The sequence below is a fragment of the Devosia geojensis genome (assembly GCF_000969415.1).
Classification (GTDB): domain Bacteria; phylum Pseudomonadota; class Alphaproteobacteria; order Rhizobiales; family Devosiaceae; genus Devosia; species Devosia geojensis.
This window is the reverse complement of record NZ_JZEX01000119.1, coordinates 140,451-153,046: the sequence shown is the minus strand read 5'-3', so window position 1 is coordinate 153,046 and position 12,596 is coordinate 140,451. Positions and strand designations below refer to the sequence as shown.

At 65.5% G+C, this 12,596-nt stretch carries 13 protein-coding genes; 9 read left to right on the top strand and 4 right to left on the bottom strand.

What is annotated here, in order from left to right; genetic code table 11:
* Positions 1-38: 38 nt before the first annotated feature.
* The 7 genes from acpS to parC all read left to right on the top strand — a co-directional run bounded on the left by acpS (position 39) and on the right by parC (position 7,212).
* Complete coding sequence (gene acpS / locus VE25_RS13760) at positions 39-458, top strand: holo-ACP synthase (protein ID WP_046109187.1); 420 nt, start codon at positions 39-41, stop codon at positions 456-458.
* Positions 459-491: 33 nt separating this feature from the next.
* A complete protein-coding gene (lepB, locus tag VE25_RS13755) occupies positions 492-1,292 on the top strand; it encodes a signal peptidase I (RefSeq protein WP_046109186.1) in 801 nt (266 codons plus the stop codon).
* Entirely contained in the window at positions 1,289-1,996 is a 708-nt protein-coding gene (gene rnc / locus VE25_RS13750; protein WP_046109185.1) for a ribonuclease III, read from the top strand. The genes lepB and rnc overlap by 4 nt, the downstream gene beginning before the upstream one ends.
* The gene (gene era, locus VE25_RS13745) at positions 1,993-2,919 is read left to right on the top strand and encodes a GTPase Era (protein WP_046109184.1); all 927 of its coding nucleotides are present in this window, start codon (positions 1,993-1,995) and stop codon (positions 2,917-2,919) included. The genes rnc and era overlap by 4 nt, the downstream gene beginning before the upstream one ends.
* A gap of 159 nt (positions 2,920-3,078) precedes the next feature.
* A complete protein-coding gene (locus VE25_RS13740) occupies positions 3,079-3,702 on the top strand; it encodes a Pr6Pr family membrane protein (RefSeq protein ID WP_046109183.1) in 624 nt (207 codons plus the stop codon).
* Between the two features lie 3 nt (positions 3,703-3,705).
* Positions 3,706-4,407: a DNA repair protein RecO gene (gene recO / locus VE25_RS13735; protein ID WP_046109182.1), complete on the top strand. Its 702-nt coding sequence runs from the start codon at positions 3,706-3,708 to the stop codon at positions 4,405-4,407.
* Positions 4,408-4,962: 555 nt separating this feature from the next.
* Complete coding sequence (parC, locus tag VE25_RS13730; RefSeq protein WP_046109181.1) at positions 4,963-7,212, top strand: DNA topoisomerase IV subunit A; 2,250 nt, start codon at positions 4,963-4,965, stop codon at positions 7,210-7,212.
* Positions 7,213-7,492: 280 nt separating this feature from the next.
* Here the strand turns inward: parC and VE25_RS13725 are convergent, their stop codons facing one another.
* From VE25_RS13725 to hemB, 3 genes are all read right to left on the bottom strand, one after another.
* On the bottom strand, positions 7,493-8,224 hold the full coding sequence (locus VE25_RS13725; protein WP_046109180.1) for an arginyltransferase: 732 nt from the start codon (positions 8,222-8,224) through the stop codon (positions 7,493-7,495).
* A 74-nt stretch (positions 8,225-8,298) separates the two neighbouring features.
* Positions 8,299-8,796, bottom strand: coding sequence for an RDD family protein (locus VE25_RS13720; protein ID WP_046109179.1), 498 nt, complete (start codon positions 8,794-8,796; stop codon positions 8,299-8,301).
* Between the two features lie 252 nt (positions 8,797-9,048).
* A complete protein-coding gene (hemB, locus tag VE25_RS13715; RefSeq protein ID WP_201776092.1) occupies positions 9,049-10,059 on the bottom strand; it encodes a porphobilinogen synthase in 1,011 nt (336 codons plus the stop codon).
* A 110-nt stretch (positions 10,060-10,169) separates the two neighbouring features.
* Between hemB and VE25_RS13710 the strand changes: the two genes are divergently transcribed.
* Positions 10,170-10,559, top strand: a complete 390-nt coding sequence (locus VE25_RS13710; protein ID WP_046109178.1) for a DUF6163 family protein — start codon at positions 10,170-10,172, stop codon at positions 10,557-10,559.
* A 184-nt stretch (positions 10,560-10,743) separates the two neighbouring features.
* The gene (ldtR, locus tag VE25_RS13705; RefSeq protein WP_046109177.1) at positions 10,744-11,253 is read left to right on the top strand and encodes a transcriptional regulator LdtR; all 510 of its coding nucleotides are present in this window, start codon (positions 10,744-10,746) and stop codon (positions 11,251-11,253) included.
* Between the two features lie 70 nt (positions 11,254-11,323).
* Here the strand turns inward: ldtR and VE25_RS13700 are convergent, their stop codons facing one another.
* Positions 11,324-12,511 carry an ROK family transcriptional regulator gene (locus VE25_RS13700; RefSeq protein WP_046109176.1) on the bottom strand — a complete coding sequence of 396 codons (1,188 nt, stop codon included), beginning with the start codon at positions 12,509-12,511 and terminating at the stop codon, positions 11,324-11,326.
* Positions 12,512-12,596: the final 85 nt, after the last annotated feature.

Below are 12,596 nucleotides of genomic sequence, written 5' to 3'. Positions count from 1 at the left end.
GGATGGGAGGGGGGTAGTGCCGCGGCAGGAGGGATGCCATGATCATCGGCCTCGGCTCCGACCTCATCCAGATCCACCGCGTCGGCGAGGTGCTCGACCGTTACGGGGAGCGCTTCACCCATCGTTGCTTCACGGAAATCGAGCGGAAAAAGTCCGATCGCCGCGCCCAGCGGGCCGCCTCCTACGCCAAGCGCTTCGCCGCCAAGGAGGCGTGCTCGAAGGCCCTCGGCACCGGCCTTAGTTTCGGCGTCTATTGGCGCGACATGGGCGTCGTCAACCTGCCGTCCGGCAAGCCCACCATGCACCTGACCAACGGCGCGGCCCGCGCGCTCGCCCGCCTTGTCCCCGAAGGCCACGAACCCCACATCCACCTGACCATCACTGACGACGCCGGCCTCGCCCAGGCCTTCGTCGTCATCGAGGTGCTGCCGGTTGACCGGCCCGTCGCAAAGCCGTAACGACATGGCCGCATTCCGCGCCAAGGAACCGAGATGACCCAGCCCGATCAGAACGCCGTCAAGAAGCCGAAGTCGGCTGCCAGCGAGTGGTGGGACACGATCGTGGTCATCGTCGAGGCGCTGCTGATCGCCATCGTCATCCGCTCATTCCTTTTCCAGCCGTTCTCGATCCCGACCGCATCGATGCAGCAGACGCTGATGATCGGCGACTATTTCGTCGCCAACAAATTCGTCTGGGGCTACGGCAAGCACTCCTTCTCGCTCGGTCGCTACGGCGACTTCACGCTCCTCGATTTCGAGCTGCCGATCTCCGGGCGCATCTTCGGGCGTGAGCCCAATCGCGGCGACATCGCCGTCTTCCGTCCCGTCCCGCAGGATATCGAGTATATCAAGCGCGTCGTCGGCCTGCCCGGTGACCGCGTGCAGATGCGCGAGGGTCGCCTCTACATCAATGGTGAGATGATCGAGCGCGAGGAGGTCGGCCGCACCATCGATACCGACAGCGAAGGCGACAGCCGCGAGGTCGTCGTCTACCGCGAGACCTTCCCGGAAGGCACCAGCCACGTGATCCAGGAAATCTCCGACAACGCGCCACTCGACAACACGCCCGAATATGTCGTGCCCGCCGGCCACTATTTCATGATGGGCGACAACCGCGACCGCTCGGCCGACAGCCGCGTGCTCTCCTCGGTCGGCTACGTGCCCTTCACCAACCTCATCGCCAAGGCCGAGGCGCGGTTCTTTTCGATCCAGGACAATATCCCGCCCTGGCAGATCTGGCAGTGGCCGGCCAATGTGCGCTGGGACCGCATGTTCCAGTCCGTCTATCAATGAGCCGACGAGCGCGTTCGCATGAGAAGCTCGAGGCCCGTCTCGGCTATCGCTTCGCCGACCCGGACCTCCTCGACCGCGCCCTGACTCATTCGAGCGCCGTCGCGCCCTCGCGCCGCATCGAGCGCTCGTACCAGCGCCTCGAATTCCTCGGCGACCGCGTACTCGGCCTCGTCATCGCCGACATGCTCTACCGGCGCTTTCCCAAGTCCAACGAGGGGGCTCTCTCGCGCTCGCTCAACACCCTTGTGCGCAAGGAAACCTGCGCCATCATCGCCCGCCAGCTCGATCTCGGCGCCGAACTCATCCTCGGCGACAGCGAGGCGCGCACCGGCGGCGCCGGCAAGGAAGCGATCCTCGCCGACGTCACGGAAGCCGTGATCGGCGCAATCTACTGCGACGGCGGCCTCGGCAAGGCCTACGAGTTCGTCGAGCGCATGTTCTCCGATCATATTGGCGAAACGGGGCTCACCCGCGCCGACGCCAAGACGACCCTGCAGGAATGGGCCCAGGCCCGCGGCCTCGAGCCGCCCGCCTATATCGAGGTCGAGCGCACCGGCCCCGACCACGCGCCGCAATTCACCATCGCCGTCGCCGCCTCCGGCTACGAGCCCATCACCGCCTCCGGCCCTTCCAAGAAGATCGCCGAACACAAGGCCGCGGAGCGCTTCCTCGTCGCCCATAACGTCTGGAAGGAAACCCTGTGACCGACGAGCAGCCAGCACCCGCAGAGACGCGTTGCGGCTTCGTCGCCCTCGTGGGCGCGCCCAACGCCGGCAAGTCGACGCTGATGAATTCCCTCGTCGGCACCAAGGTGTCGATCGTCACCCACAAGGCGCAGACCACCCGCTCCCAGATCCGCGGCGTCGTCACCGAAGGGGCCGATCAGGTGGTCTTCATCGATACCCCCGGCATCTTCGCCCCCAAGCGCCGGCTCGACCGCGCCATGGTCCAGGCCGCCTGGACCGGGGCAGGGGACGCCGACCTCGTCGCCTTTATCGTCGATGCCGAAAGGGGTTTGACGGGCGAAGTTGAATCTCTTCTCGAAGGTCTCCTCAACGTCCGCCACCCGAAAATCCTCGTCCTCAACAAGGTCGACCTCGTCAAGCGCGAGACGCTCCTGGCGCTCTCCGAGAAGATCAACGCCCACCAGCGCTTCGAGACGACCTTCATGATCTCGGCCCTGACCGGCAGCGGCGTCGGCGATTTCCTCGCCTGGTGCATGAAGCACATCCCACCCGGCCCCTGGATGTTCCCGGAAGACCAGCTGACGGACCTCACCCTCGCGATCACCGCCGCCGAGGTCACCCGCGAGAAGTTGTTCCTGCGGATCCACGAGGAAATCCCCTACAATGCCACCGTCGAGACTGAGAGCTTCGCCGTCCAGAAGGACGGCTCCTACAAGATCAACCTCGTCGTCTACGTTACCCGCGACAGCCACAAGAAGATCGTCCTCGGCGCCGGCGGCCAGGCCATCAAGGCCATCGGCGCCGAGGCGCGCAAGGAGCTGATGGAGATCTTTGAGGTGCCCGTCCACCTCTTCATCTTCGTCAAGGTGCGCGAACGCTGGGGCGACGATCCGGAGCGCTACCGCGAGATGGGCTTGGAATACCCGCACGGGAAGGGGTGAGTATCGCTGCCACGCCCTCGTGGTTCGAGGCCGCTGCGCGGCACCTCACCATGAGGACTGATGATCGGCCGTCGTCTCTTTCAGTAGTCCCTCATGGTGAGGTGCGAAGCGTAGCGAAGCCTCGAACCACGAGGGCGTGGCACGACAGGGGATTTGCGAATGCAGCCAACCGTCTACAATATCGCCCGTCGCCTCGCCGCCGCCCTCATCGCCGCTGCCGCCTGGGTGGGCCTCGGCATCCACATCCAAGCACAGCTTGCCGCGTCCGGCTCGCTTCCCGCGGCCCTCTGGGTGCTGGCCGGCTACTTCACCGTCCTCGCCAATCTCGTCGTGGCGCTGGTGTTCTCGGGCCTTGCTCTCGGATGGCGTGCCTCTCCGCGTTTCGTGGCGGGCGTCGCGCTGGCAATTCTCCTCGTGGGCGCCGTCTACGCCATCCTGCTCCAGGGCCTGCGCGAGCTGACCGCGGGCGCCGCGCTCGCCAACCTTTTGCTGCACCAGGTAACGCCCGTCCTGGTCCCGCTCTATTGGCTGGCCTTCGTCCCGAAGGGAAATCTGCGCTGGCGCGATCCGCTCCTCTGGGCGGCTTTCCCGCTCGCCTATCTCGCCTATGCACTTCTTCGCGGAACCGCCGAAGGGCATTTCGCCTACCCCTTCATCGATCTCGCACAGGAAGGCGCGCGGCAGGTCGCCATTAACGTCGCCGCCATCGCCCTCTGCTTCCTCGTCGCCGGCTGGCTGCTGGTCTGGCTCGACCGTCTCCTCGCCGGTCGTGGGAGAAGCTGACCGATGGAATGGACCGGTGAAGGCCTGTTGATCGGCGTGCGCCGCCACGGCGAGACCAGCGTCATCGCCGAGGCGATGGTGGCCGGGCGCGGGCGCTGCCTTGGCCTCGTACGCGGCGGCCGCTCGACGAGACAAGCGGCCACCCTCCAGCCCGGCAACACCGTCCAGCTCGTCTGGCGCGCCCGCATCGAGGACCATCTGGGCACCTTCGCCGTCGAGCTCCTGGAAGCCCGTGCAGCCGCGCTCATTGCCGACCGGGGCCGGCTATACCTCTGCCAGCTTCTCTGCGATCACCTGCGCCTCCTTCCCGAGCGTGATCCCCATGACCGCCTCCTCGGGCTGGCGCTCGACCTCCTCGACAGTCCCCTCGACGGCATCGCGCTCGCCCGCTTCGAGATGACCCTCCTCGATGAGCTTGGCTTCGGTCTCGATCTCACCAGTTGCGCCGCCACCGGAGTTACGGAAGACCTCGCCTACGTCTCCCCGCGCTCCGGACGCGCCGTCTCGCGCCTCGCCGGCGAGCCTTACAAGGACAAGCTTCTTGCGCTCCCGAAGTGCCTCACCGAGCGCGGTAATGGCGACCCCCGCGACATCGCCGCGGCCTTCCGCCTCACCGGCTATTTCCTCAACGAGCACGTCTGGGGTCCACGGCGCCTCGATCCACCGGCGACGCGCGACCGGCTGGTGGAGATGCTGACGGAGTAGGCAGGCGCCGATCGCTCGCCTACGATCTCGTCGGGATCAGAAAGAGGGCAGATCGATCTTCCCCCTTCACAGCCGCCACGGAGAGGGGATAGGGGGTGAGTCAGGGAGCCACCGAAACTTCCCCCGACCCCTACCTCAAGGGGGAGGGGAGTACCTGCCCAACCCATTGATCCGGCGCGAGAATAAAAACTTATCCCCGCACCTGCGGCTGGCACACACGCGGCGTTGACGAGATGTCGGGCGGGGGCGTTGGGGCAGCCGGGTCGCCGGCGGGCAGGGTGTCTGTTACGGACCGGCGGATCATCAGCGTCCGCATGCTTCGTGTACGGCTCACAAATCCCGGCGTGTGGGGCGGCTGACGCTTCCCATCTAAAACTAAATAGGAGGCGAAAGCCGCCCCGCATTCGTGTGTCCGAAAGGACGACAACCGACGGAAGCACCTTCCGGACGGCGTATAGTCATGTCCGCATAATCGGTACCCCCCCAGAAAGCCTGCGTTTCCACCCTACAATCACTATACTCCGTTCCTGATTCGTCTTGCTCCGAGGCCCGTCTATGTCCGATGCCGATACCCTCCCGCCCGATGGAGGCGACACCCACGTCGTCGACCTCAAGGCGGCGCTCGAGGAGCGGTATCTTTCCTATGCCCTCTCGACCATCACTCAGCGCGCGCTGCCCGATGCGCGGGACGGGCTGAAACCCGTCCACCGCCGCATCCTGCACGCCATGCGCCTTTTGCGGCTCGATCCCAACCAGGGCTACAAGAAATCCGCCCGCATCGTCGGCGATGTCATCGGTAAGTTCCACCCCCACGGCGATCAGTCGATCTACGACGCACTGGTGCGTCTGGCGCAGGATTTCGCCCAGCGCTATCCGCTGGTCGACGGGCAGGGCAATTTCGGCAATATCGATGGCGATAGCCCTGCGGCCATGCGCTATACCGAAAGCCGCATGACCGAGGTCGCGACCCGCCTGCTCGAGGGCATGGCCGAGAACGCGGTCGACTTCAAACCGACCTATGACGGCGAGGACGAGGAGCCGATCGTCCTCCCTTCCAACTTCCCGAACCTGCTCGCTAACGGCTCGACCGGCATTGCGGTCGGCATGGCGACCTCGGTTCCGCCCCACAACGTTTCCGAACTGTGCGACGCGGCGACCCACCTCATCATGCATCCGGATGCGACCGCCGAGGACCTGGTGCGGTTCGTGCCGGGCCCCGATTTCCCGACCGGCGGCATCCTCGTCGAGTCGAAGTCCGCGATCACCAATGCCTACGCCACCGGCCGCGGCTCGTTCCGCCTGCGCGCCAAATGGAACGTCGAGGAGACGGGCAGGGGCGTCTACGTCATCGTCGTCACCGAGATCCCCTATGGCGTCCAGAAATCCAAGCTCGTCGAGAAGATCGCCGAGCTGCTGATGGCGCGAAAGCTTCCGCTCCTGAAGGACGTGCGCGACGAAAGCGCCGACGACATCCGCCTGGTGCTGGAGCCGCGCGCCCGCACGGTCGATCCCGTCATCCTGATGGAGCAGCTCTTCAAGGTCTCGGACCTCGAGATCCGCTTCTCGCTGAACCTCAATGTGCTCGACAAAGGCGCGGTGCCGAAGGTCATGGGCCTCGCGCAGGCCCTCAAGGCCTGGCTCGAACACAGGAAGGAAGTGCTGGTCCGCCGCAGCCAGCACCGGCTCGAGCAGATCGAGCATCGGCTGGAGGTACTGGCCGGCTACATCATCGCCTATCTCAACCTCGACGAGGTCATCCGCATCATCCGCGAGGAGGACGACGCCAAGGCCTCGCTGATGGCGACCTTCGAACTGACCGACGTCCAGGCCGAAGCCATCCTCAACATGCGCCTGCGGTCCCTGCGCAAGCTCGAGGAGATTGAGCTGAGGAAGGAGCACGCGGACCTGACGACCGAGAAAGGCCATCTCGAAGCGCTCCTCGCCTCCGACAAGCGCCAGTGGGGCGCTATCACCACCGAGATCGCCGAGCTGAAGAAGGCCTACGGCAAGGATACGCCGCTTGGCGCCCGCCGCACCGAGTTCGCCGATGCGCCCGATGCCGACATGGCCGCCGTCGAGACCGCCTTCATCGAGCGCGAGCCGATCACGGTCATCCTTTCCGAGAAGGGCTGGATCCGCGCGCTCAAGGGCCATACCGAGGACATCGACGACAAGAGCTTCAAGGCCGGCGACCGCCTCAAGCTCGCCGTTAAGGCCGAGACGACCGACAAGCTGCTGCTGATGACCACCGACGGCAAGGTCTACACCCTTTCCGGCGATAAGCTGCCCGGCGGGCGCGGGCAGGGCGAGCCGGTGCGCCTGATGGTCGATATCGAAGAGGGCCGCGATATCGTCGACCTCTTCGTCTACAAGGCCGGCGCCAGGCGCCTTGTCGCCTCGGCCGTCGGCAACGGCTTCCTCGTTGCCGAGGACGATCTCGTCGCCAATACCCGCAAGGGCAAGCAGGTCCTCAATGTCGGCGGCGCCGACGAGGCCAAGCTCATCGCCCCGGCCGAGGGCGACCGCGTCGCGACGATCGGGCACAACCGCAAGCTCCTCGTCTTCCCGCTGACGCAGGTGCCGGCCATGGCCCGCGGCAAGGGCGTGCGCCTGCAGCGCTACAAGGACGGCGGCATCTCCGACCTCAAGGTCTTCTACGCCGCCGATGGCCTCACCTGGATGGATTCCTCGGGCCGCACCTGGACCAAGCCCATGGAAGAGCTGACCGAATGGCTCGGCGACCGCGCCGCCGCCGGCCGCCAGCCCCCCAACGGCTTTCCGAGGAACAACCGGTTCGTGGGGTAGGAAGGGAAATCAGATAGGGCAGGGCACCTCCCCACCCCCGATGTCATCTCGGCGAAAGCCGGGAACCACTAAACACTGGCCTCCCGATTGGCACGGCGAATCCACCACCCGGGTCATTCCCGCGAAAGCGGGAATCTCTGTCTATCCCGCGCAGAAACGGAGGTTCCCGCTTTCGCGGAGGTGACCCAGTGGGAGCGAAGGGGTGAGTAAGAACCGCAATGGCGGTGTGTACTGGATACGGCCTTCGCCGGGATGACATCGCGAGGGTAAGGGCGCGTCCTCACATCTTCAACGGCACCCAGCCGAGCGGCCCGTGCTGCACCTCGAGCGGCTGGAACTGCACCTTGTAGGCCATCTTGGGCGAGTCCTTGACCCAGTAGCCCAGATACACATAGCGCAGGCTCGCGGAACGGACCTGCGCGATATGGTCGAGGATGACGAAGTTGCCGAGCCCGCGATGGGCGTGGTCGGGATCGAAGAAGCTGTAGACCATGGAAAGCCCGTCAGGCATCACGTCGGTCAGCGCCACCGCCATCAGCGGCTGCCCGGGGTGGTCGCGCAGGCGGTATTCGACCAGCACCGACTGCACCGGCGTGTCCTCCACCATGTATTCGTAGTCGAGGAACCCCATCTGCGTCATGCCGCCGCCCGCGTGGCGCGCGTTGAGGTAGCGTTTGAAGAGCTCGAACTGCTCGCCCGTCGCCTGCGGCGGGCGCACCTCGATGCTGATGTCGCTGTTGGCGCGCAGGATGCGGCGGAAGCGCGAGGACGCCTGGAACTGCCCGGCCACGATCCGGACGGACTGGCAGGCCGAGCACCCTTCGCAGGCCGGCCGGTAGATGAGGTTCTGGCTGCGCCGGAAGCCGTTGTCGGAAAGGATCTGGTGGAGGCTCGCCGCGCGCCGGCCGGTCAGGTGCGTAAACAGCTTGCGTTCCTGCCGGCCTGGCAGATACGGGCACGGCATGGCGGCAGTGAGGAAAAGCTGCGTGTTCTCGGGGGTATGTTCCGTCATCTGGCGCCCTGTGCTGCCCGACGGAAAAGTCTACTCCCCTGTCATCCCCGCTGCAACGGCCTCGGCAACGCGTGTTACCTTTGGCCGCGCCAGTGCCGTACCATCGGCGAGCGGCGCAGCATCAGCGTGCCGGTGATGAGGTCGTGGATCATCTGCCGGCGCGGGGTAAAGAGGGCAAAGAGCAGCGAGATCGGCCAGGAGATCCAGAAGGTGACGTAGAAGACCAGTGCGTGCAGGAACGCCATCGGCCCGTCGAGCGGCTGGCCGCGCGTCGGCGTCAGCACAAGGTCGGTCATCCGCATGCCCAGCGTCGCCCGCGCCGGGGAACCGAGCGTTACGGCATAGTAGAGCACCAGTGCTGCCGGGAACACGATGAGGAGCGTCAGCCAGGCGAGCCCGAAGGTCAGGAACCCTGCGATGAACGCGATGACGGCGAACACCAGCGTCATGGCGCAGATGACGACCATGTCGATGAGGAACGCGATGACCCTGCGCGTCAGCACGCCCTCGAAAAGCTCGGGGGCCGTGGCGGGATCGGGCAGGTAGCTTCCGGCGGCGGTATCGTGTGTCATGCGCTTGCATTTCGGTACCTCTCGCCCCCAATGCAAGACTCAAGGGGCACAAAAATGTGCCCCTCAAGAAAAGGCCCCCTCACCCGGCGCTGCGCGCCGACCTCTCCCCCCGAAGGGAGAGGTGAAGAGAGCATTGTGCTCGGGAGCCCACACCTCTCCCTCTGGGGGAGAGGTCGACGGCAAGGCCGTCGGGTGAGGGGGCCTTCAAACTCCAACAACTCTCATGGTGAGGCGCCTCGAAACCACGAGGCGCTACCCCAGCTTGCGCGCCACCTCGAGCGCGAAATAGGTCAGCACCCCGCTGCACCCGGCTCGCTTGAATGCATGAAGGCTCTCGAGGATCGCCGCGTCCCGGTCGAGCGCCCCGGCCGCCGCCGCGAACTCGATCATCGCGAACTCGCCCGAGACCTGGTAGGCGTAGATCGGCACGTTGAACGCGTCCTTGGCCCGCCGCACGATGTCAAGATAGGGCAGGCCCGGTTTGACCATCACCGAGTCCGCCCCTTCCTCCAGGTCCTGAGCGATCTCGCGTAAGGCCTCGTCGGAATTGGCGTAATCCATCTGGTAGGTGCGCTTGTCGCCTTTCAGCCGCGCGCCCGAGCCCACCGCCTCGCGGAACGGCCCGTAGTAACACGAGGCATACTTGGCCGCGTAGCTCATGATCTGGCGGTCCTCGAATCCCTCGGTGTCGAGCACCGCGCGGATGGCGCCGACACGCCCGTCCATCATGTCGGAGGGGGCGATGATGTCTGCGCCGGCCCGCGCCTGCGCCAGCGCCGAGCGCACCATCACCTCGACGGTCTCATCGTTGAGGATCACCCCGTCGCGCACCAGCCCGTCCTGCCCGTCGCTCGAATATTCGTCGAGCGCCACGTCCGCGATGAGCCCGATCTCGGGCACCGCCGCCTTGATCGCCGAAAGCGCCCGGCACATCAGATTGTCCGGATTGTAGGCTTCCTCGGCCCCTTCGCTGCGCAAATGGTCGGGCGTGTTGGGAAAGAGCGCCAGCGCTGGGATGCCCGCGTCGCGGGCCTGCCGCGCCGCCTCTACCGCAAGATCGACGCTCAGCCTCTCGACCCCCGGCATGGTCTTGATCTGCGTCTTATCGTTCTTGCCCTCGATGACGAAGAGCGGCCAGATGAGGTCGGCGGGTGTCAGATGAGTTTCGCGCACCATCGCCCGGCTCCACGCCGTCGCCCGGCTGCGCCGCAGCCGCCGTCCGGCGAGGAAGTCCATGTCGTGCTTCATCCAGTGCCCGGCCATGTCCGCAGTCTCCTATGTCGATGACCTCGGTTACAGCCCTCCCGGCCTTTCCCGCAAGGGGGGAGGTGTCGCACCTTGTTCCCGCGGTGCCGCGGAGCTAGAACCGCCCTATGGAATACAGCGCCCCTTATATCGGCTACTACATCCGCGTTGTCGCGCTCATCAGCCTCGCGCTCGGGCTTGCCGATGCCGCGCGGCTGCTCGGCGTCAGCCTTGGCGCCGTCAGCCCCATCGCCACTATGGGGCTCGCCGGCTTCGTCTACCTCGGCATCTTCTCGCTTGTGCGCCTCTTTGCGGCGGTAGGCCTCTGGATCAAGGCGAGCTGGGGCGCCGTGCTGCTCGTCGGCGCCACGACCGCCGAGCTCGGCCTCTATCTCATGGGCAATCCCGATATCGAGATGAGCGCGGTCGGCTTTGCGGTCAGGCTCGTGCTGCTGGCCTCGATCATCATCATCTTCGTGCTCGGCGTCCGCGTCCGCCGCGCCCAGACCAACGATTGAACCGGTTACCCCCTGTTTAGGTTACAATTTTCTCTACTGCCGTAACGCTTCGTAAAGCCAAAATCGCGAACTTTTTCAGTAAGATAGTTTTAAGTGTGCCGCTTAAGGCAACCTTATTTGGAAGATCGTAATTTGGCCCCATCAAGACGCGACCAATCGCGCTGAGAGTAACAGTGAGGCAAAAATGGCAATCAAATCGAACACCGCAGAGGTGACGGTCGGCGAAGGCTCCGTGAGTCTCAAGCCGGCATATCTGGAAGCCGTGTCGCGCGTGGAGCGCCTGCATCGCCGCCTGCTCGATCTCATCAAGGACGAGTTCGACCGCATGGGCTGGGACGACATCAATCCCGTCCAGGCGTTGCTGATGTTCAACATCGGGGGCGCGGAACTGACTGCCGGCGAGCTGCGCTCGCGCGGCTATTACCTGGGCTCGAACGTCTCCTACAATTTGAAGAAGCTGGTCGAAACCGGCTATATCTATCAGGAGCGGTCCCGCACGGATCGCCGCTCGGTCCGGATCAAGCTGACGCCCAAGGGCGAAGAGGTCGCCGAGGTCATCGACGAGCTCTACGACCGGCATCTCAAGTCCATCGACAAGGTCGGCGGCCTTGGCGACGAGGAATTCGAAGGGCTCAACAAGGCACTTGCGCGCCTCGAGCGCTTCTGGGTGGACCAGATCCTCTACAAACTCTGACCTCCTCCAAAGGTCCCATGCCGCAACGGCCCTTCCAGGAGGAAGGGCCGTTGGCGTTTCTGGTGGGCGGTCACGCCGACCAGACGGTGGGGCGCGTGAGGAGGGGGCGATAGTGAGGGTTGAGCATGCGTCGCAGCGCGAGGTCGCGTGCGAGGATCGCCGCGCCTTCGACCGTCGCGTCGCCGGCTTTGTCTGAGACTTCGATAGTCGTGCGTTGGTTGCGGCCGGCGAATTCCCGGGCGATCATGTCGGTGAACATGGCGTTGCGCGACAGGCCCCCGCCCAGCACCAGGATGCTGGGATCGAGCACGGTTGCGGCCGTGGCCGCGATCCGGGCGAGCGCCACGGCATGGCGCTGCATGATGCCGGACGCGGTTTCGTTGCCCGCTTCGCCAAGGGCAAAGAGCTCCTCGCTCGATTGCGGCGCGGCCTCGCCCGCAGGCCAGTCTTTCTGCGCGCTTGCGATGAGACCGGACGAGCCGAATGCCCGCTCGATCGCATCGCGCGGCGAGGCGATGCCGGCGGTCCATGAAATGGGGACCTGCGCCAGTTCTCCGCTAGCCCCCTGACCGCCCCGGATAAGGGTTCCGTCGCAGAAGAAGCCGAGGCCGATACCGACACCGATCTGCATGTAAGCCGCGTCGTCCCGCCCCTCCATCCGCCCGTTCTGATGCTCGGCGACGGCGGCGCAATTGACGTTGTTCTCGACGAGCACCGGTATGTCCGGGTCGAGCCCGGCGGCGGCCGCGAAGCGCTCGACGATGGTCAGCGAGATGGGTGGGGTCGGATCGGCGCCCGCGAAGTCGCGCGGCACGATCTGGTTGAGCGCGATGGCGATGGCGTGCAGCGGCCCGGTCCGCCGATGCCGGGTAATGATATCGGTCGCAAGACCCCCGGCCAGCGTTCCCGCCGCCACCGGATCGCCCTTGTGGCGCACGCTCTCGCGGTCCAGCACGGCACCGCCGAGCTCGCGCGCGAAAAAACTCACCTGCGTCGAGCCGACGTCGACGCCCAGCACCCAGCCCGCCGCGTCGTTGACTCCATAGACGATGGTCGCCCGCCCGCGTGCTCCCTGTTCCCGGCGCACTTCGCGCACGTAGCCGACGGCTCCGAGTTCGGCGAGGGCCGCGGTGACGGTTGGAAAGCTGATGCCGATGTCCTGCGCCAGGTCCTTGCGGGTCGTCTCCCCGAGACGCAGCAGGCTGGCCAGCGTCGCCCGCGCCACATCGGAGAGTTTGATTGCCCCATCCTGCCCCATAGGCCGCCTCTCTTCGCCCGCGAAACGCGACTCTGCTCGTAACACACAACCATGAGATCGGTACTTGACGAGATTATTAAAGTCG